Annotated in this window: 22 protein-coding genes; 15 read left to right on the top strand and 7 right to left on the bottom strand. The window is 55.1% G+C overall.

All coding sequences use genetic code 11. The features are described from left to right. Positions 1-19 precede the first annotated feature (19 nt). Both TW80_RS09765 and TW80_RS09760 read right to left on the bottom strand, forming a co-directional pair. Positions 20-844 (bottom strand): hypothetical protein, encoded by an 825-nt coding sequence (locus tag TW80_RS09765; RefSeq protein ID WP_157033245.1) that lies wholly within the window; start codon positions 842-844, stop codon positions 20-22. 244 nt (positions 845-1,088) lie between these two features. Further along, the gene (locus TW80_RS09760; protein WP_045997225.1) at positions 1,089-2,738 is read right to left on the bottom strand and encodes an electron transfer flavoprotein-ubiquinone oxidoreductase; all 1,650 of its coding nucleotides are present in this window, start codon (positions 2,736-2,738) and stop codon (positions 1,089-1,091) included. Between the two features lie 207 nt (positions 2,739-2,945). Here TW80_RS09760 and greA point away from each other — a divergent pair, with 207 nt between their 5' ends. The 7 genes from greA (at position 2,946) to TW80_RS09725 (ending at position 8,219) form a co-directional block, all read left to right on the top strand. Next, positions 2,946-3,416, top strand: coding sequence for a transcription elongation factor GreA (greA, locus tag TW80_RS09755; RefSeq protein WP_045997224.1), 471 nt, complete (start codon positions 2,946-2,948; stop codon positions 3,414-3,416). 12 nt (positions 3,417-3,428) lie between these two features. Continuing rightward, positions 3,429-4,331 (top strand): hypothetical protein, encoded by a 903-nt coding sequence (locus TW80_RS09750; RefSeq protein WP_045997223.1) that lies wholly within the window; start codon positions 3,429-3,431, stop codon positions 4,329-4,331. Positions 4,332-4,395: 64 nt separating this feature from the next. Beyond that, a complete protein-coding gene (gene fghA / locus TW80_RS09745) occupies positions 4,396-5,226 on the top strand; it encodes an S-formylglutathione hydrolase (protein ID WP_045997222.1) in 831 nt (276 codons plus the stop codon). Continuing rightward, on the top strand, positions 5,223-5,666 hold the full coding sequence (locus TW80_RS09740; protein ID WP_045997221.1) for a YaiI/YqxD family protein: 444 nt from the start codon (positions 5,223-5,225) through the stop codon (positions 5,664-5,666). Before fghA ends, TW80_RS09740 begins: the two co-directional genes overlap by 4 nt. Positions 5,667-5,734: 68 nt before the next feature. Further along, the gene (locus tag TW80_RS09735) at positions 5,735-6,358 is read left to right on the top strand and encodes an HAD family hydrolase (protein ID WP_045997220.1); all 624 of its coding nucleotides are present in this window, start codon (positions 5,735-5,737) and stop codon (positions 6,356-6,358) included. Beyond that, on the top strand, positions 6,355-7,275 hold the full coding sequence (locus tag TW80_RS09730; RefSeq protein WP_045997219.1) for an ornithine cyclodeaminase family protein: 921 nt from the start codon (positions 6,355-6,357) through the stop codon (positions 7,273-7,275). The genes TW80_RS09735 and TW80_RS09730 overlap by 4 nt, the downstream gene beginning before the upstream one ends. A 23-nt stretch (positions 7,276-7,298) precedes the next feature. Next, positions 7,299-8,219: an alpha/beta fold hydrolase gene (locus TW80_RS09725; RefSeq protein ID WP_045997218.1), complete on the top strand. Its 921-nt coding sequence runs from the start codon at positions 7,299-7,301 to the stop codon at positions 8,217-8,219. A gap of 3 nt (positions 8,220-8,222) precedes the next feature. On the opposite strand, the gene TW80_RS09720 is transcribed toward TW80_RS09725, so the two are convergent. Beyond that, a complete protein-coding gene (locus TW80_RS09720) occupies positions 8,223-9,461 on the bottom strand; it encodes an MFS transporter (protein WP_045997217.1) in 1,239 nt (412 codons plus the stop codon). Positions 9,462-9,552: 91 nt separating this feature from the next. Between TW80_RS09720 and zapE the strand changes: the two genes are divergently transcribed. Beyond that, positions 9,553-10,608 (top strand): cell division protein ZapE, encoded by a 1,056-nt coding sequence (gene zapE / locus TW80_RS09715; protein ID WP_045997216.1) that lies wholly within the window; start codon positions 9,553-9,555, stop codon positions 10,606-10,608. Here the strand turns inward: zapE and TW80_RS09710 are convergent, their stop codons facing one another. Then, complete coding sequence (locus TW80_RS09710) at positions 10,609-11,256, bottom strand: carbonic anhydrase (protein ID WP_045997215.1); 648 nt, start codon at positions 11,254-11,256, stop codon at positions 10,609-10,611. Positions 11,257-11,369: 113 nt separating this feature from the next. On the opposite strand from TW80_RS09710, the gene TW80_RS09705 reads away from it, so the two are divergent. The 3 genes from TW80_RS09705 to TW80_RS09695 all read left to right on the top strand — a co-directional run bounded on the left by TW80_RS09705 (position 11,370) and on the right by TW80_RS09695 (position 14,047). Continuing rightward, positions 11,370-11,786 carry a hypothetical protein gene (locus TW80_RS09705; RefSeq protein ID WP_052700951.1) on the top strand — a complete coding sequence of 139 codons (417 nt, stop codon included), beginning with the start codon at positions 11,370-11,372 and terminating at the stop codon, positions 11,784-11,786. Positions 11,787-11,855: 69 nt separating this feature from the next. Continuing rightward, a complete protein-coding gene (locus tag TW80_RS09700) occupies positions 11,856-13,235 on the top strand; it encodes a leucyl aminopeptidase family protein (RefSeq protein ID WP_045997618.1) in 1,380 nt (459 codons plus the stop codon). Continuing rightward, entirely contained in the window at positions 13,232-14,047 is an 816-nt protein-coding gene (locus tag TW80_RS09695) for a C40 family peptidase (protein ID WP_045997214.1), read from the top strand. The genes TW80_RS09700 and TW80_RS09695 overlap by 4 nt, the downstream gene beginning before the upstream one ends. Here the strand turns inward: TW80_RS09695 and TW80_RS09690 are convergent. The 3 genes from TW80_RS09690 to TW80_RS09680 all read right to left on the bottom strand — a co-directional run bounded on the left by TW80_RS09690 (position 14,044) and on the right by TW80_RS09680 (position 15,222). After that, positions 14,044-14,523 (bottom strand): hypothetical protein, encoded by a 480-nt coding sequence (locus TW80_RS09690; protein WP_045997213.1) that lies wholly within the window; start codon positions 14,521-14,523, stop codon positions 14,044-14,046. The two genes, TW80_RS09695 and TW80_RS09690, sit on opposite strands and share 4 nt — an antisense overlap. Continuing rightward, positions 14,520-14,687: a hemin uptake protein HemP gene (hemP, locus tag TW80_RS17850; protein WP_045997212.1), complete on the bottom strand. Its 168-nt coding sequence runs from the start codon at positions 14,685-14,687 to the stop codon at positions 14,520-14,522. The genes TW80_RS09690 and hemP overlap by 4 nt, the downstream gene beginning before the upstream one ends. Before the next feature lie 199 nt (positions 14,688-14,886). Continuing rightward, positions 14,887-15,222 carry a DUF2794 domain-containing protein gene (locus TW80_RS09680; protein WP_045997211.1) on the bottom strand — a complete coding sequence of 112 codons (336 nt, stop codon included), beginning with the start codon at positions 15,220-15,222 and terminating at the stop codon, positions 14,887-14,889. Positions 15,223-16,591: 1,369 nt separating this feature from the next. Between TW80_RS09680 and TW80_RS09670 the strand changes: the two genes are divergently transcribed. From TW80_RS09670 to TW80_RS09655, 4 genes are read left to right on the top strand one after another with little or no spacing between them, the layout of a single operon-like run. Then, entirely contained in the window at positions 16,592-17,899 is a 1,308-nt protein-coding gene (locus TW80_RS09670) for a replication-associated recombination protein A (protein ID WP_045997209.1), read from the top strand. Further along, positions 17,899-18,249, top strand: a complete 351-nt coding sequence (gene crcB / locus TW80_RS09665) for a fluoride efflux transporter CrcB (RefSeq protein WP_045997208.1) — start codon at positions 17,899-17,901, stop codon at positions 18,247-18,249. The genes TW80_RS09670 and crcB overlap by 1 nt, the downstream gene beginning before the upstream one ends. Beyond that, entirely contained in the window at positions 18,246-19,301 is a 1,056-nt protein-coding gene (locus tag TW80_RS09660; protein WP_045997207.1) for an RluA family pseudouridine synthase, read from the top strand. The genes crcB and TW80_RS09660 overlap by 4 nt, the downstream gene beginning before the upstream one ends. After that, positions 19,294-19,959 (top strand): HAD-IA family hydrolase, encoded by a 666-nt coding sequence (locus TW80_RS09655; RefSeq protein WP_045997206.1) that lies wholly within the window; start codon positions 19,294-19,296, stop codon positions 19,957-19,959. Before TW80_RS09660 ends, TW80_RS09655 begins: the two co-directional genes overlap by 8 nt. The last annotated feature ends 1 nt before the right edge of the window (position 19,960 follow it).

The raw sequence follows: 19,960 nt of genomic DNA, 5'->3' as shown, positions 1-19,960 counted from the left end.
GCGGCGTGGGCTATTCCCGCTATTTTGCGAACTGCGGTAGTGTAGGGTACAGCGAAGCAATGACTGCCCTACGCATCGCGATTGCCAGGTTGTCGTGAAAGATTGGGAGCGCGGCTATTTCGTCGCGCTTCTTGAGCCATCCTTCTTCTATACGCCAATGACGAAAGAATACCCAGTTGAGGGCATTAATGCGTGCAAATTCGATTGATTTAATCGCGATTTCCGGGGTTGAAGCACTCGTCATCCGGTCGAGTAGGCCGAATGATTGACGGGTGTCTTCGAACCGCATCGCATGTAGCGCGATGTGTTCGTCAATCTGTGTTTTTTCGATCTTGATCAGGCGCGCAATCTGTCCTGCAATATCACTTGGAATTGTCGCGATAGTGCTTTGTACGGCGGTCAAAAATCGTTCATTCGTTTGAAAATCGAGTTGCCACTGCATTGGTGATGTGCGCCAGAGTATCGACACAGAACCTCGTGTCCACGTGCCTTCCGCGACAAGGTCAAGTTGCTCAAGCACCGTAAATGTTTCTGGAGTGCAGTGTGCCGGGCCGAGCCCTAACGCCCCAGAAATATTGGGTGGTGGAGTGGTATTTTCACCCATTCTCTGGAGAACGAGACCATTGGCAAATTGAACAGGTGGGACAGAGCCATCCGGCTGCCTGAAGCTAAGTTGGTTTTGTTGTTTTGCGAGCCAAAGAACAGCGATGCAGATATCATCCCAGCGCGGAAAGACGGCCGGGAGTTCTGGTAATTCTTTTTCGATTGCGCCCCATTCGGTTTCGATTGCGTAGCCCAGTTTGACCAATGCCGTGCAGCCGATTTGATATGCTGTCGACGACATATGATGCCATCCGCGGTTTTCTGTAGAGCGGGGCAAATGGTCTGCGAGATAACGTGCGGCCACGCTTCCCCATTTGGGATTGTCTGCAGTCATAGGGCACCTTAAAATTTCAAGTCTTTCGATGAGTTTGCTGAAAATTACACCTTATCGCTAGTGGAAAGGGGAAAGTGCTCGTGAATGGAGCGGGTGCTGAACAATAGCACCCCGTCAATAAAAAAGGCCCCCGATTTGGGGGCCTATGCGATTACATGTTTGGATAGTTTGGTCCGTCGCCGCCTTGGGGGACTGTCCAGGTGATGTTCTGGCTTGGGTCCTTGATATCGCAGGTTTTGCAGTGGACGCAGTTTTGGAAGTTGATGACAAAGCGTGTGTCTTTGCCTTCTTCTTCGACGTATTCATAGACGCCAGCGGGGCAGTAACGTGCGGCGGGGCCGGCGTATTTGGGCAGGTTGATGTTAACCGGCACTGATGGGTCCTTGAGGTGCAAATGCGCGGGCTGGCTTTCTTCGTGGTTGGTAAAGCTGAAGGAAACGTTGGTGAGCCGGTCAAATGACAAGGTGCCGTCGGGTTTCGGATAGTCGATCACCTGATGCTTGCTGGCCTCTTCGGTTGCGTCTGCATCGGATTTGCCGTGTTGCAGGGTCCCCAGCAGTGAGAAGCCAAAGGTGTTGGTCCACATGTCCATGCCGCCAATCGCAAGTGAGGCCAGCAACCCGTATTTGGACCACAATGGTTTGACGTTGCGAACCTTTTTCAGGTCTTTGCCGATTTCGCCTTCGCGTACTTCGGTTTCATATGTGGTTAACTCGTCGCTTTGACGGCCATCTTTGAATGCTGCGACGGCGGCCTCGGCGGCGGCAATCCCTGACAGCATCGCATTGTGGTTCCCTTTGATGCGCGGAACGTTGACCATGCCTGCTGAACAGCCCAGCAAAGCGCCGCCGGGGAAGGTCAGCTTTGGCATGGACTGATAGCCGCCTTCGGTGATGGCACGTGCACCATAGGCGATGCGTTTGCCGCCCTTGAGCAGATCAGCAACCATTGGGTGGTGTTTAAAGCGCTGGAATTCCATGTAAGGGAACAGGTGTGGGTTCTTGTAGTTCAGGTGAACAACGAAACCGACGTAGACCTGATTGTTTTCAAGATGATAGATGAACGATCCGCCACCGGCGTTACCCCCCAAGGGCCAACCCATAGTGTGGGTGACTGTACCTTCTTTGTGCTTGGCGGGATCAATTTCCCAGATTTCTTTCATCCCGACGCCGTATTTTTGCACGTCGTGACCGGCACCTAGCGCGTATTTCTCGATAACCTGCTTTGAAAGTGAGCCGCGTACACCTTCGGAAAGGAAGACGTATTTGCCGTGCAATTCCATGCCGGGTTCGTAGCTCGCCCCGTGAGAGCCGTCAGCCTCTTTGCCGAATTCGCCAGCGACAACGCCTTTGACTTCGCCGTTTTCGCCATAAACCAGTTCTGAACAGGCCATCCCTGGGAAAATTTCAACGCCAAGCTCTTCGGCTTGTTCAGCCATCCAGCGGCAGACGTTGCCCATTGATACAATGTAGTTGCCGTGGTTGTTCATCAGCGGTGGCATCGCCACGTTTGGAATGCGCAATTGGCCCGCTTCGCCCAGCATGTAAAAGTTGTCTGCCTCGACTGGTACGTTCAGCGGCGCGCCTTTTTCTTTCCAATCGGGGATCAGTTTGTCCAACCCGCATGGGTCAAGAACAGCACCGGACAGAATATGCGCCCCAACCTCAGAGCCTTTTTCCAAAACGACGACGTCCAGATCCGCATCCAGTTGCTTCAGGCGGATCGCCGCTGATAGCCCAGCAGGCCCCGCGCCAACGATTACTACATCATACTCCATCGCTTCGCGTTCGACTTCGGCCATCTGGACTTCCTTTACTTGTTGGGACCGCTGCCCCCTTTTATTCGGTTGCAGCAAGGGTTACCTGATGCATGATTGTGGGGCAATTAAGACACGACGTCAAAACCTGAAGTCGCGACATCTGCGCGCGGCAAGGACTTGACTTTGATGACCCCACTTAGGCTATGAACGTTCGATTGACACTTTTTAACTTCCGGGGGCGAATGCACTATGGATAAGATCCCACTCACACGCGCAGGCTTTGACAAATTGGATGCAGAGCTAAAGCATCTCAAGACCGTCGAGCGCCCAGCCATCATTCGTGCAATTGCCGAAGCACGTGAGCACGGCGACCTGTCCGAGAATGCTGAATATCACTCTGCCAAGGAAAAGCAGTCCTTTATCGAAGGCCGCGTCAAAGAGCTTGAGGGTGTGATTTCGCTCGCTGATGTGATCGACGTTGCCAAACTATCTGGCACAATCAAATTTGGTGCGACCGTTGAACTGGTCGACGAAGAAACCGACGAAGAAAAGACCTATCAAATTGTCGGTGAATACGAGGCCGACATCGAAAGCGGCAAGCTGAACATGCAGTCCCCATTGTCCCGCGCGTTGATCGGCAAGGACGAAGGCGATAGCGTCGAAGTGCGCACCCCCGGTGGCGTTCGTAGTTATGAAATTCTGAGCATCAAGTACCAGTAAAGGTGCATTCAAATGGAAAACGGGCCAAAGAACGGAATGACGTCTGGTTCGGATGGGTTAACGAGTTTTGACCGCACCGCCCTAGGGATGGGGCTGGGCTGGGTTGTCTTGGTCGGGGTGTTTTTCCTGATCTTACCCCCGCAGATCGTTACGGACGCAGGCTTTGACAGCTTGCGTTTCGTTATGCTTCTGTTTGCGATCTTTTTGCCTGTCGGGATGATAGCAATCGTGGCATTCGCAGCGCGATCACAACGCGCCGCACGTGATGAAGCATTTCGGATGCAAGCGGCATTGGATGCATTGCGTCAGACGCGGGCGAGCCAGCCTGCGCCACAGCGTCCTGCTACGTCAACGGCGCGGCGTGAACCGCCACTGCCAAAGTCCGCGCCTGTGCAGGCAGCCGTTGAAACCGCGGTCGTTTCGCCGCCACCTGTTCCAACCGAGCAGTTGACACATGCTGACTTAACGCGGGCATTGAATTTCCCAGATAATGAGGCGGATACCGAAGGCTTTGCTGCGTTGCGTCGTGCCTTGCGTGATCCAGATGCGCGCCAAATCGTGCAATCTAGCCAGGATGTTCTGACGCTGCTGTCGCAAGACGGGATTTACATGGATGACTTGCAGGCCGATCCCGCGCCTGCTGCGCTTTGGCGTCGGTTTGCCGGCGGAGAACGTGGGCCGGGGATTGCCGGGCTTGGCCGGGTCAATGATCCTGCGCATTTGGGTCCAACGGCCCATCGGCTGAAAGAAGACACAATATTCCGCGATTCTGTGTCGCATTTTTTGCGCCGTTTTGATCAGCTTATGGCGGCATTTGCCGTTGAAGCATCTGACGAGGATCTGCTTGCGCTGGGCGAAACCCGAACTGCGCGTGCCTTTATGTTGCTGGCGCGGGTCAAGGGCACTTTCGACTAACCAAGAGTGGTGACAAGCGGCCAGTGCTGGGATAGCCATTTCGCAATTGAGAAAAGGGGCGAGCATGAAAACCATTTCTGAGAACCGCTGCTACGGTGGAACGCAGGGCGTCTATTCGCATCAGTCTGACCTGTGTAATTGTGAAATGACATTCGCGGTATTTCTACCCGAAGAGGCGGCATTGGGACCCGTGCCGGTCTTGTGGTATCTGTCTGGCCTGACTTGCACCCATGAAAACGCAATGACAAAGGCTGGTGCGCAGGCTTGGGCCGCAGAGCAGGGCATTGCCCTGATTTTTCCAGATACCTCCCCGCGTGGCGAAGGTGTTGCCGATGACGAGGCCTATGATTTGGGGCAGGGCGCTGGTTTCTACATCGACGCGACCGAAGAGCCTTGGAACAAACATTTCAAAATGTGGAGCTATATCGCCGAAGAGCTTCCTGCGCTGGTCGGCGAAAAATTCCCTCTCGATATGGAGCGCCAGTCGATTTGCGGCCATTCCATGGGTGGCCACGGGGCGCTTACGATGGCGATGGCGTTGCCGGGGCGGTTCCGGTCAGTTTCTGCCTTTGCGCCGATCTGTAACCCGCTCAAGAGCGATTGGGGCCGCAAACAATTCACGGCATATTGGGGCGCAGATGAATCCAAATGGGGTCCGCATGATGCGAGTGTTCTCATGCAAGGCCCAGGATTTGATGGGCCACTGTTGATCGACACTGGCACCGATGACCAATTCGGTGATTTGCTCGGGACAGAGGCCTTTGCCCAAGCAATGGCCGCAAAGCGGCAGCAGGGGACCATTCGCCTGCAAAAGGGATACGATCATTCCTATTTCTTTATCGCGACCTTCATGGAAGATCACATCACATTTCACGCAGAGGCGCTCTACGCATGATCTATGTGGATGCCGACGCGTGCCCCGTAAAGTCCGAGGTCGAACGCGTCGGCACGCGCCACAAGCTCAGGATGTTTGTGGTTTCAAACGGCGGTATTCGCCCGTCGCAGAATCCTTTTGTTGAAACCGTGGTCGTGCCGGATGGACCTGATGTTGCGGATATGTGGATTGCTGACCGCGCGACCAAAGGCGATGTTGTCGTCACCGGTGACATTCCCTTGGCAGCGCGCTGTATCGAAAATGGCGCATTGGTTCTTAAACACAACGGAGAGCCACTGACCCAAGCAAATATTGGCAATGTGCTCGCGACGCGCGATTTGATGGCAGATATGCGCGCGGCAGATCCGTTTCGTCAGGGCGGCGGCAAGCCGTTCGGCAAAGCGGATCGTGCGCGTTTTTTGGACGCCTTGGAGAGATTGGTCCGACAAGCGGCAGGTTAACGAAGTCAACCGTTTACACCTCATAAGCGACTGATAAGGTGGCCCTAAGTAAATCAAGAGGGGCCAAGATGGCGGATATTCAGGCGGTAGTCTTTGACATTGGAAATGTTCTGATTGAATGGCAGCCAGAGCGTTACTATGACCGTGTAATTGGCCAAGAACGTCGCAAAGCGATGTTCGCGCAGGTTGATCTACACGGGATCAATGATCTGGTCGATCGCGGCCAGAATTTCCGCGAAACAATCTATGCTGCGGCAGAGGATAACCCAGATTGGCGTGACGAAATTCGCATGTGGCACGACAACTGGCTGGAAATGGCGACACCAACCATCGGGCATTCCGTGCGTCTGCTGCGTGCGTTGCGCAAGGCGGGTGTGCCAGTCTTCGCCTTGACCAATTTTGGCATCCAAACGTTCGACTTGGCCGAGCCAGTTTACCCATTCCTCAAGGAGTTTGACCGTCGCTATATTTCTGGCCACCTACAAGAGGTCAAACCCGGCCACCGTATCTACGAGATGGTCGAGCAAGATTGTGGGATCGCGGCCGAATCGCTGCTTTTTGCGGATGATCGCGCCGACAATATTGCGACCGCTGCCGCGCGTGGTTGGCAGACCCATTTGTTTGAGCATCCTCAGGGATGGGCGGATCGACTGGTTGCCGAGGGGCTACTAACCCCAGAAGCTGCGCAATGACGATTATGATTCCCTTCGCCGAAGGTGAGGCCCAGCTTAACTGGCTTTCGCTGACGGATGCTTTGGTGGCTGGACATTCGTTGCCCAAGGCCGAGGTCAAGGATGTGTTCCTTTATCGCGATGAGAATACCCTGCTTAATCGTTCTGCATGGATCGCGGGTATGGGGCTGGCGGTGAAATGTGCGACTGTCTTTCCGGGTAATCCACGCGCTGGAAAGCCAATGGTCGGCGGAGCAGTGAACCTTTTCTCGGACGAAGATGGATCGCTTGAGGCAATTGTTGATTTCCATCTGGTGACGAAATGGAAAACAGCGGGCGATAGTCTTCTTGCGGCGCGTCGATTGGCGCGGCCCGATAGCAAAAACATTCTTATCGTTGGGGCGGGCACGGTTGGTCACGCTTTGCGGGCGGCATATGCCTCTGCCTTTCCCGAGGCGCAATTCACGGTGTGGAACCGCTCTGCTGAGGGTGCTGATCGATTTAAACGCGCGTATCCGGATGTCTTTATTGCCGACGATCTAGAAAGCGCGGTACGCGACGCGGATATTGTCTCCAGCGCAACCATGTCGACCGAACCGCTGATCAAAGGTGAATGGCTGCGCCCCGGTCAGCATATTGACCTGATCGGTGCCTACCGTCCCGATATGCGCGAGGCGGATGATCTTGCGCTGCAGCGCGCGCGTGTCTTTGTCGATAGTTTTGATACCACAGTCGATCACATCGGCGAGATCAATATTCCGCTCAAAAATGGGGCAATTGCGCAAGACCATATCGTCGCAGACTATTATCGGTTAGATCAATTTGTGCGCGGCGATGATACCGAGATTACTTTGTTCAAGAACGGTGGCGGTGCGCATCTAGATTTGATGGTGAGCCGCTACATTCTTGCGGCTTGGCTGGCCGGGAATACCGGTTAGTCAATTTAACGGGACGGGAACGAATGTCGTATTTCATCTTAATTGGGGTGTTCGTAATAATTGCGGCCTTGCCACTTCTTCTTGAATTGCGACGCAAGCCCGTCACCGATGCAGAGCGGGGCAAATCTACCGGGGAATATGCCGGGCTAAGCCAAGGCATCACGCATTTTCGGTGGGTCGGACCTGTGCGTGGGCCCGTTGCCGTTGTTGTACATGGTGTTTCGACATCATCCGTTGCTGTCGAAGGCTTGGCCCAAGGTTTGGGCGAAATGGGATATCGCGTGCTGGTCTATGATCTATATGGGCGTGGTTTGTCAGATACTGTGGGCGGTCGTCAGGACCGGGGGTTCTTTTTGCAGCAGCTCCACGATTTGCTGGCGCATCAGGGCGTCGGCGAAGACATTACATTGGTCGGCTATTCGATGGGTGGTGCAATCGCGACGGCCTTTGCCGCAGATAACCCGCATTACATTAAGCGACTGGTGCTTGTCGCGCCGGCTGGCGTGATGACGAAAGAAAGCGATTTTTCGCGTTTTTGTCGCAGATTTCCTATCGTCGGAGACTGGGTTCACGGGGTGCGCGCCCGTCGGCGCGCGCGTCGTGCCATACCGCGCGACGGTGAAAACGAAATGGCAAATACCGTCTATGCTGCGCAACGCATTGAACTTAAGCGGCGCGGGTATCTACCGTCGATTTTATCAAGCCGCCGTGGTTTGCTGGCAGAAATCCAAGAAGAAGATCACCGCAAGCTTTCCCGTATGGATGTTCCAACCGCTGCAATCTGGGCGGAAAATGATGAGGTAATCCCAATTCGTGCCTTGGGTATCTTGGCGCAATGGCATCGGGATGTCATGCAAGAGGTCGTCGCAGGCGCAGATCATGCGATGCCCTATACGCATTGTCCGCAGATGATGCAGGCGATTGGCAAGACGATGCGCGCCTAGCGCTTAGGCCGCGACAGGCGCTGCACGGTTTTCTTTAATTGGCAGGTGCACGATTGCGCTAAACGCTCCGACGGCAACACCAAGCCACCAGACGTGCGAATAGGTGCCGTAGATGTCATACAGCTTGCCGCCCAGCCAAACGCCCATGAATGATCCCAATTGGTGCGAGAAAAAGACGATACCATAGAGCGTCCCCATATAACGCAGCCCATAGAGATGCGCGACCAGACCGGAAGTCAGCGGAACCGTCGCCAGCCACAATGCGCCCATGCCTACGGAAAACAGGATCACAGTCAGCGGTGTGATTGGGAAAATGATAAACAGCGCGGCGATGATGGTGCGCCCGGTGTAGATGCCTGCAAGAAGGTATTTCTTGGAACAGCGTTTGCCCGCCCAGCCTGCGATCAGGGTCCCGGCAATATTGGCCAAACCAATCAATGAAATCGCAACCGCGCCTAGCGCGCTGGTGGTGGTGATGCCCAGCTGTGCGAGAATCCCCCCTTGGTCAAGTGGGCCGCACATCTCGGTCACGAGCGCAGGAAAATGCGCGGTGACAAAAGCAAGCTGATAGCCGCACGAAAAGAACCCCAGAAAGATAAGCGTATAGGATGGGTCCTTGAACGCGCGCATTAGGATTTGCCCCATGGATTCTTGCAGCTCAGCCTTTGTAGTGGCTTGGGGGCTGCGCATCATGGGCAATACAGCCAGTACCGCAAGGATCATGACCGCAAAGACGACAAACGTCTGCTGCCATGTCAAAAAGCCCAGCAAGTATTCCGCCAAAGGCGCGCCAATGACTTGTCCCGCTGATCCTGCCGCAGTGGCAATGGCCAGCGCCATTGATCGGTTCTCGTCCGATGCAGCGCGTCCCACAACAGCAAGGATCACGCCAAAACCAGTACCCGCAATGCCGAACCCGACCAGAACCTCGTAGAATTGGTGCGCGGCCGGTGTCGTAGCGCCCGCCGATAGCAATAGCCCCGCAGCATAGGCCACGGCACCCATGATAATTGCTTTGCGGTCGCCAATTTTTTCGGCGATGGCGCCAAAGATCGGCTGCCCAATCCCCCATGCAAGGTTTTGGATTGCAATCGCCAGACTGAAATCAGAGCGTAGCCAGCCGAACTCTTCGGCGATGGGGATTTGGAAAACCCCAAATGACGCGCGAATAGCAAAGCCAGTCATGATGATCAGGCAGCCGGCGATCAGCACCGGCGTGATAAGGGGCGATTTCTGTTCCATTCGCACATTTCCGGCCGGAAGCGGTCAAAAGTCAAACGCGAAATTGTACCCGATACTTTTCTTTGGGATTTGCGCGGGATATTCAGCGGTTATGACCACGGTACAACAGGCTTATCAAGCAGCCGTCAATGACGGCACCCTACGCAGTGACGACGCGCAAATTGGCGTGCTTCCTGAATTGGAGCGCGTACGCGAGGCGCTCGCTACTCCTGTCAAAAAAGGGTTCTTTCGCAAGGCGCCACCGCCTGTGCCAGGCCTGTATATGTGGGGTGGCGTTGGGCGCGGTAAATCTATGCTGATGGATTTGCTGTATGACCAAGTATCTGTCCCAAAACGTCGGCAGCACTTTCACGCGTTCATGCAATGGATTCACGCCGAAATGACCGAGGCCCGCAAGCGCGGCGTCGATGATGCAATTGCGCCTGTCGCGGCTAAATTGGCCCAAGAGGTCCGTTTTCTCGCGTTTGATGAAATGCAGATCACTGACATCACTGACGCAATGATCGTTGGGCGCTTGTTCGAGGCATTGTTTGCCGCAGGTGTTGTGGTTGTCACCACCTCTAACCGGCCGCCCGATGATCTATATAAAAATGGATTGAATCGCCAGTTGTTCACACCGTTCATTGGGCTGATCAAAGAACGAATGGTGATCCACGAATTGGTAAGTGCAACAGATTATCGTCAGGATCGCTTGGCGGGTGCGCGTACCTATTTTTCACCGATCGATGCTGATGCGCGCAAAGCGATCGCAGATATTTGGGATGGGCTGATCAATGGCCAGTCCGCGCCGCTTGTTCTGCACGTCAAAGGCCGCGAGGTTGAAATCCCGCAGTTTCACAACGGCGTTGCCCGCGCGAAATTCTACGATCTGTGTGGGAAGTTTCTGGGTGCTGGTGACTATCTGGCCTTGGCCGAGGCTGCGCGCGTCTTGATCCTCGAAGATATCCCAGTCTTGTCGCGCAGCAATTTCAACGAGGCAAAGCGCTTTGTCACCCTGATCGACGCCCTCTATGAGGCCAAGACCAAGCTGATTTGTTCCGCTGCCGCTGAACCTGAGGTGCTCTATCTTGAGGGAGAAGGGATGTTCGAGTTTGAACGTACGGCCAGCCGACTACGCGAGATGCAATCGGCTGACTGGGGTGTTTGATTAGACCTGCTCGAACTTGTCGCTCGCGGGGTCGTAGCATTCCAGCGTACCTTCGCCGATGTCATTCCACAGACCGTGCAGCGAAAGCGATCCGTCTTTGACGGCCTTTTCGACGAACGGGAAGCTCATCAAATTGTCGAGCGAAACAAGAACTGCGCCTTTTTCGAGTGCGCGCAGACGGGTTTCTTCGTCGCCTTCAGGTAGGGCCTCGTAGCCGGGGCGCAGGATGTCCATCCAGCGTCCAACAAAGCTGCCTTTTTCCTCTAGTTCTGGCGCGTTACCGGAACACATGTGGTAGCAACCCGCGACACCGCCGCAGCTGGAATGGCCAAGCACAACAAGGTGCGAAACCTTTAGCGCAGTTACCGCATATTCAATCGCGGCAGATGTCCCGTGCTGGTTCCCGTCAGGTTGGAACGGTGGGACTAGGTTGGCGATATTGCGGTGAATAAAAAATTCGCCCTGATCAGCCCCAAAGATCGAAGTCACATGTACTCGGCTATCACAGCACGAAATAATCATTGCGCGGGGGCGCTGCCCTTCGTCAGCCAAACGGCGATACCAGCTTTGATTTTCAGAATAGGTTGTGGCCTTCCAGCCATGGTAACGTGTGACCATGTATTTGGGCAATGGGCGGGCGAATTTCATAGCGGGCTCCCTAGCGATTTTGACCGAAACTATTTCGTATTTTCAGAAATTTCGAGAGCTTTTTCTGTTCGCCGTCAACGTTCCGAAAACCATGCCGCAGTATCCGTGTGTTTATGGAAAATAAGATCACTAAATTTGCGGCCCGTCAGGCACCCTACGATGATATCGCGGTGTTGTGCTGTGTGGACAGGCTGCTTTTTGACCCGAAACCGATCAATCAGTTGATTGCATCAAAATCGATCACAGAGGCTGAGGAAATCATTTGTCGCGTTCTTGAGGAACTTGCCGCACATATTACAGCACTACAGCGCCAACTGGCGCGGCGCGACCTTGCCGCGATGCTGCGTCCGTGCCGCAAGGTGCGTTTGATTGCAGATCAGATCGGTCTGATTGAGATGGCAGTGACAGCGGACCACATTCAGACCTGTTTAAAGCAGGCGGATGGTGTCGCGCTTGAGGCGACAATGGCCCGTTTGGAGCGCGCATTTGATTTCGCCGTGATTGAGGTGTGGAATTTTCGCCAAAGGTGAAACCCGCACTTGCAGCCCACAGGGGGAAGGATACTCTGGCAACAAAATTGACCTTACAGGATGCATCTGATGCTACTCACCTTTGCTGCGAATTCTGAAAACGCGATCCCCCTTTATGTGGTCGAAACCGATGGTTTGGATGCCGTGCTGTCGAACTTTTCTGACCGGGGGCGTAAGTGGGTTGTCGGGCAGGGATTTACGGGCGCGCTAGGTCAGGTGGTTAGTATTCCAGGTGAAGACGGCTCTGTGGACGCTGTCTTGGCCGGATATGGCAGCGCCAAGGCCCGTGCGCGCGGGCGATTCCACATGGGAGTGATTGCGGCGAAGCTTCCGCAGGGTATTTATCGCATTGCGGACGGCCTATCTGGCGCTGATCTGGAAGAGGCGGCCTTGGCTTGGTTGCTCGCGCAATACAAATTTGACCGCTATGCCCCGGCAACTGCAGCCGTCGCGCAGCTTGTTGCGCCAGATGGCGTGGATGCAGATCGTATTGCTACGATCGCGACTGGTGAGGCGCTGACGCGTGACCTGATTAATACGCCAGCCTCTGACATGGGCCCTCAAGAGCTAGAGGATGCCGCACGTGCCTTGGCCAATGAACACGGTGCCAATGTTACCGTCACGAAAGGCGATGACCTGGTCGAGGCGGGGTTTCCAATGGTGCATGCCGTTGGCCGCGCCTCAACACGCGCGCCGCGTTTAATTGACATGCGCTGGGGCAATGCTGGCCCGCAGCTAACCCTAGTCGGCAAAGGGGTGTGTTTTGACACGGGCGGTCTGAATATTAAACCCGGAGCGTCGATGGGGCTGATGAAAAAGGATATGGGTGGCTCGGCAACTGTACTGGGGCTTGCGCATATGATCATGGGGTTGGGGTTGCCGCTTCGTTTGCGTGTTTTGATCCCGGCGGTCGAAAATAGCATTGATGGCAACGCGTTCCGCCCCCAAGATATTCTGACGTCCCGCAAAGGGCTGACTGTCGAAATCAACAATACCGATGCCGAAGGGCGGTTGGTTTTGGCCGATGCGCTGACCTTGTCCGATGAAGATAACCCCGATCTGGTTATTTCAATGGCGACCCTAACCGGTGCCGCGCGGGTTGCGGTTGGGCCGGATCTGTCGCCATTTTATACGGATAACGATGATCACGCCGCTGCAATTGCAAGTGCCGCGCGCGCTGTTGCTGACCCGGTTTGGCGTATGCCATTTCACGAACCCTATGAGGCGATGATCGAACCGGGTGTGGCCGATTTGGACAACGCACCCAAAGGTGGGATGGCAGGCAGCATTACAGCTGCACTGTTCCTGCGCCGCTTTATCGAAAGCCCATATATCCACTTTGACATCTACGGCTGGCAGCCCAATGCGGCACCCTCACGCCCCAAGGGGGGCGTTGGTATGGGGGCGCGCGCAGTATTGGATGCTTTGCCGGAAATGTTGGGGCTATGACCGATCCGCGCGTAACCCCAGCAAATGGGCGTGTGGCCGCGATGGAACTCGCTGGCAAAGTGCAGGCGGATACATATGTGGTTGGCACGCCAAAGATGGTCTGCCGCGCGGTGGCGGACCTGCGCCGCGCACCAGATGGTGCACGGGACCGTCAATTACTGCTCGGGGCAGTTGTCACGGTTTACGAAGACCGCGAGGGATGGTCCTTCGTGCAAGCCGCGAACGATTATGTCGGCTATGTTCGTAGTGATGACTTGACCGATGTGTTGGAACCCACGGATCTTGTCGGCACTGCTGCAACGCATGCCTATAGTGCGGATGATTTTCGCTCTGAGCCACTGCGCGCCTTGCCCTTTGGTGCGCGGGTGACGATTTTGGATCGGCGTCGTGACTTTGTCGAAACCAATGTCGGCTTTATTCCCAAAAAACACTTGCGCGCAGTTGATCGACCATTTCAGGACCCGGTCACAGTGGCACAGCTTCACTTTGGAACACCTTATCTGTGGGGCGGTGATTCAACGCGGGGCATTGATTGTTCCGGTTTGGTAAGTGCGAGCCTAACCGCTTGCGGAATATCGTGCCCGGGTGACAGTGATTTGCAATGTGCAGTCATAGGGCAAGAGGTAACGGGTGATTTAGAGCGCGGCGACATCATTTTCTGGAAGGGGCATGTAGGCATGATGGTCGATGCCGAAACGATGCTGCATGCGAGTGCGACACCGATGGCAACGGTTTATGAACCGCTAAGCAAGGTCATTGCTCGGGTCGAGGCACAAGGGCACGGCGGGCCGTTAGCGCGCCGTCGCCTTTAATGTAGGGTCGCGTGAACCGGTGCTTGCATTTCTGGCATCGGTCTACCGCGCAAGAGCATCGACTTTAGCGCCAAACCCAAATCAGCAGCGAGCGATGTAATCACTGGGGCGACATCCGCCCGGACAAGAAGCGTTGCGATTAACAGCGCATCTTCGCGGTCGCCAGTGGCCGCAGTTGTGACGAAATTGGCGAAACACGCCTCGTCCGCACCCAGACAGCTGCATCCAACCGCGTGCCGCATGAGCGGACGGCGGCGGTGCTCGGTGCAAATGGCAAAGAGTTGCTCTAATGTTTTGAGCGTCGCGCGGCCATGCGCTTGACCTAGCCCCGTTGCCAGATCGTTCCAGATCGCCATTTGCCCATCGGGTCCGTCGCACCACATCCGAAAATAGAGCACGATGCAGGCCTCGAGCCGCGGCTGGTCGGATAGTTGCCCGACCGCAGCACCACCCTGTTTGTGAGCGGCAGGATTCATTTGGTGAGGATCAACTTGCCTGCGCGTGTAATACGCAAAGTATAGACTTGATCGCGTAGCACGATGTGCGCCTGATCGCCGTCTTGGGTCAGAATGTCTGCGTCATATGTTGGTAGGTTTTGGGTCGCTGCCGGCTGTGGGCGCGGTACACTGTGGAATGACATTTTTGTGCTCCTTGCGGTAACTATGTTTGCCGAAGAGCTGCGCCCGCCCATTTGCGAGACTGGAAGATGCACCGCCTTCGTCCTTTCATTTTCATGATCGGGCTAGCTGTCGTGGGAACAGATGGCTGGATACTCCGCCAACATTCATAGAAATCGCAGAAAAAGTCAATCCGACTTTTTTAGTCAGGAATATAATTTTCTATTCGATCGCGCGAATGAGCTTGCGTTCAAGCACGCGTAAAACCTGTTTCAGGTCGTCTCCGCGCTTAAGAATACGGCCGTCCATGCCTATTATGATATACTGTCCTTGCTTGAGACGCAGTTTGGGGCGTTTCTCGATCCGGTAGATCGGATGCTCCGCCGCACGCCGAAAGACCGAGAATACAGCAACGTCACGGAGACACGAAATACCATAGTCGCGCCATTCGCCAGCGGCGACCATGCGTCCGTATAGGCCAAGAATCGCCCCCAACTCGGTCCGGTGAAATGCGACTTGCGGCGGGGCGTTGAACGGTTCGGGCGAGTGGATTGTCATACGTTAAGGTCGCGCCAAACGTACTGGAAAGCAAGCATTGAACCCATTTGCCACGCTTATGCCGCAAAATGACCACCGCGGGGTCGCAGCCCTTACCAACTCGGAACACATGTCAATGCAACCTTAACAGCATAGCAACGTGCTACCCCGGTGTTGCGGCCAATAGCCCCCACCTAGTTCGCAACGCCGGGGAATGAGCCTTGCTGTCAGGCGACACATAGTTTGGCACGTGGCGCCCTAATATCAGAAAATCAAATCATATGCGGCGAGCTGGTTACTGAAATTCCATTTCGGTCGGGAAAATTTGACAATTCGTCGGGGTCGACGCGACAGCTATCCTCCCTACACGCAAAGCTGGCATTTTCTGGCAATGATGAGCCAAACAACGAGCAAAGCCGTGACATTCGGTTACTTCTGCCGTTTCCAGCAAAGAACACTTGTTCCCAAGCGCAGAATATCGACGGCTGAACTTAGCGCGAACGGGTTTCTTGTAAGGCGTATCGCGGTTGCTATGGGGAGGAATCCATCATTTGCGCCACATGGGCCGCGTAGTCGGCGACGATCCAAGTTAAGGTTCCGATTGGCGGCATTGTGCATCTCAGCCTTCTATCGGTGCGTCATCGAGAGCATGTATTGCTCGATCTTGGCGATTTTGCGGTCGACCAGCCAACCTAGCTTGGGCGCGGTTTCGTGGGCGTGTCCGCGATCAGGTGTTTGGGCTGGAAATCGAACTTGGCCTTCACGCGCTCCAGCGTGGTGTTCATCTGTTGTGTGCTGCGGTCAAGATTCTACATTCTGATGCCACTTGACGCAGTAGGAATTGGTGCAGAACATTTCGAGAATGAAAGAACGCAAGAAACCACTGTATCGGAAAGTCAACACGCGAACCTATGGCGTTTGTCATGGTTCGGGTCGCAAGGCGAAATGGGATCGCAATACAAAGGCCGCTGCTAAGAATGAAGCTTCGCGCGGATCGATGCATTCAGGGCAACGTCATGGCTATGATTACACCCCTTTATTTCGATTCTTACTATCCAAAGTTGGCTGCGATTGGGATTTGGTTCACAGCGAAGAGCCTCTCACTTGGATGGTTGCGTCAAGCTTTGCGCACGGGAGGCGGAGAATGCGTATCGGCGAGAGCACGTATTTTAGTGGCCTGTACGTGGATCAAGATAACCGCCTTGCAATCGTAGAGCCGAGGCTAACCCATGAAACGATGTTGCCGTTTTGCCCATGCTGTACCCACACGTTTAATGGCATTCGACTAACAACTCCATTCGTTGAACTGCACCCATCGCCCGGCAATGAACGCTAAGTCAAATGTTGGAGCTTGCAATCATTCACTGCGCCTATGATATCTTAGCCTGATATGGCTGACCTATTTTCAAATGCTCCAAACTCTGTGCCTGCGGGACCGCGTCCGCTTGCGGATCGGTTGCGGCCCGCGCGATTGGGCGATGTGATTGGCCAGGCGCAAGTTTTGGGGCCGGATGCACCTTTGGGGGTGATGCTTGCGGCGGGGTCGTTGTCGTCATTGATTTTCTGGGGTCCCCCGGGCGTTGGTAAGACGACGATTGCCCGTCTTTTGGCGGACGAGACTGACCTGCATTTCGTTCAGATCAGCGCAATTTTTACTGGCGTCCCAGAGCTGCGCAAGGTGTTTGAAGCTGCAAAAGTGCGTCACCAGAATGGCAAGGGCACCTTGTTGTTCGTGGACGAGATTCATCGTTTCAACAAGGCACAGCAAGATGGTTTTTTGCCCTATATGGAAGACGGGACCATCCTGCTGGTGGGGGCAACGACCGAGAATCCCAGCTTTGAATTGAACGCCGCTTTGCTTAGCCGCTCTCAAGTCCTGATCCTTACCCGGCTTGATCTTGCTGACCTCGAACGGCTCGCGCAGCGTGCTGAAAAAGAGATGGATCGCGCTTTGCCCTTAGACGGGCCTGCACGTGAGGCATTGCTGGAAATGGCGGATGGGGATGGTCGCGCTCTGCTTAATCTGATCGAGCAGGTGGCGGCATGGAAGGTTACCGGCAAGCTCAGCACCGATGATTTGACCAAGCGCCTGATGAAACGGGCTGCGAAATACGACAAATCCGGTGACGAGCATTACAACCTGATTAGTGCATTGCATAAATCTGTGCGTGGATCTGACCCGGACGCGGCGCTTTATTGGTTTGCGCGGATGCTCGAAGGGGGCGAGGATCCGCGATACCTTGCGCGGCGCATTACCCGAATGGCGGTCGAGGATATCGGCCTTGCCGACCCTCAGGCGCAGGCCGTGTGTTTGCAATCATGGGAGACCTATGAGCGGCTAGGAAGCCCAGAGGGTGAATTAGCACTGGCCAATGCGCTGATCTACCTTGCGTTAGCACCGAAATCGAACGGCGCATATGTGGGCTACAAGGCCGCAAGGGTTGCCGCGAAAAAAACCGGATCAGAGCCACCGCCCAAGCATATCATCAACGCCCCGACCAAGCTGATGGCCGAACAGGGGTTCGGCGATGGCTACGCCTATGATCACGATGCAGAGGACGGTTTTTCAGGGCAGAATTATTTCCCCGAAGGCATGAAACGCGGGGTCTACTACGCCCCCGTCGATCGTGGGTTTGAGCGCGAACTCAAAAAACGTGTCGACTTCTTTGCGGGTTTGCGCGCGAAAAGGAACAAGTAATGACAATGGTAATGGTCGCGTGCGGCGGGGCATTGGGTGCGGTTCTGCGTTATGTCGTTGGCCTGAATGTCGCGTTTCCAATGGGCACGTTGACAGTGAATGTTGTCGGATCGCTTTTGATCGGAATCGTTTACATTGCGACTCAACAAAAGGGGCTGGATGCATGGCAACCGCTTTTGATTACCGGAATCTTGGGGGGATTCACCACTTTTTCTGCGTTTTCGCTTGATACCATGCGTCTGCTCGAGGCCGGAAGGCTGGCAGCCGCTGGTGGATATGTTATGGGCACTGTTCTATTATCGCTGGCGGCCTGCGCTGTTGGCCTGTGGATTGCGAAAGGTGCCCTATGAGCGGCGTACAGACACGAACAATTGGCCCTGATGACAGCGAACAGCGGGTGGACCGCTATTTGCGTCGGCAATTCCCTCATTTGACTCAAGGTCGCATCGAAAAGATGTGCCGCAAAGGCGAACTGCGCGTCAATGGTGGCCGCGTGAAGCCAAACACGCGGCTTGAGACTGGACAAACCATTCGTATCCCGCCGCTCCCGACCGAGGAAGAAGCCGCAGCGATGCGTTCACTCGCTAAGCAGGGCGTGACCAAGGCGGATGCAAAGCTGATCCAGTCCTGTGTGATTTACAAAGACGATCACATCATCGCCATTAACAAACCCCACGGTCTAGCGACGCAGGGCGGGACTAAGACCACGCGCCATGTTGACGCGATGGCCGAGGCCCTGACCTTTGGCTACGATGAAAAGCCGCGGCTCGTACATCGTTTGGACAAGGACACCTCGGGTGTTTTGCTTTTGGCGCGCACACGGTTGATGGCGAAAAAGCTGACCGAGAACCTCAAGCACCGCGAAACGCGCAAGATTTACTGGGCCGCAGTAGCTGGTGTGCCGCATCCGCGCGCTGGCACGATCAAATACGGTCTTGTCAAAGCGCCCGGTCATGGTCGCGGCGGCGAAAACGAAAAGATGCGCTGTGTTCACCCACGTGACGTCGAAACAACCGAGGGCGCAAAACGCGCAACGTCGGATTATGCGGTGATGGATACGCTTGCGTCGCGTGCGTCATGGTGCGCGTTGGTGCCAATTACGGGCCGCACCCACCAATTGCGCGCCCACATGGCCGAGATCGGTCACCCCATTATCGGTGATGGGAAATATGGTGGCTCTGGTCAAGAGAACCTTGGCGACGGTTGGGGCGCTGGCATGGGCAGTGAAATAGGTCGCAAGATGCATTTGCACGCACGGTCCATGACTGTGGAGCATCCTGCCACTGGCGCAACCCTACACATCACAGCGCCATTGCCAGAGCATATGCAAAATACGTGGGATTTTGTCGGTTGGGTCGTCGAACACGCACCCGTTGATCCGTTTAATATGCCCGATGAGTGATCTGCGGCTTGTGATATTCGATGTCGATGGCACCCTCGTGGACAGCCAATCTGACATTATGGGCGCGATGACCTACGCCTTTGAGGCGAACGCCCAAGAGATGCCGCCGCGCGCAGAAGTTCTTGGTATCGTTGGGCTTTCGCTTGATGTGGCCTTTGCGCAGCTTTGCCCGCATCTGGATGCAGCAGGTCAGGCGCAGATGGTCTCTGCCTACAAGGATGCGTTTAGCACGCAACGCGCGCAGAACGTGAACCATGGGCCGCTATACCCCGGCGCGCGGGCTGTGCTGGATGAATTGGCGGCGCAAGACAATACATTGCTGGCCGTTGCCACGGGCAAATCGCGTCGGGGCTTGGACAAGCTGCTTGAACGTCATGCGCTCGAAGGCTTTTTTCATAGTGAGCAAGTGGCAGACCACCATCCGTCAAAGCCAAACCCATCAATGATTTTGACCGCGATGAATGAATTAGGCGTTGCGCAAAACCGGGTGGTGATGGTGGGTGACACCACTTTTGACATGGACATGGCGCGTGCGGCTGGCGTGGCCAAGATTGGCGTCGTTTGGGGATATCATGCGCCTGAAATGCTGCGCCCCGATATCCTAATCCCAGAATTTTCGGCGCTACCCGGCGCTGTTGACGAACTGACAGGACCCTAGA

It is taken from the genome of Loktanella sp. S4079, assembly GCF_000967725.1.
Taxonomy (GTDB): Bacteria; Pseudomonadota; Alphaproteobacteria; order Rhodobacterales; family Rhodobacteraceae; genus Yoonia.
This window is presented reverse-complemented; position numbering and strand designations above follow the sequence as displayed.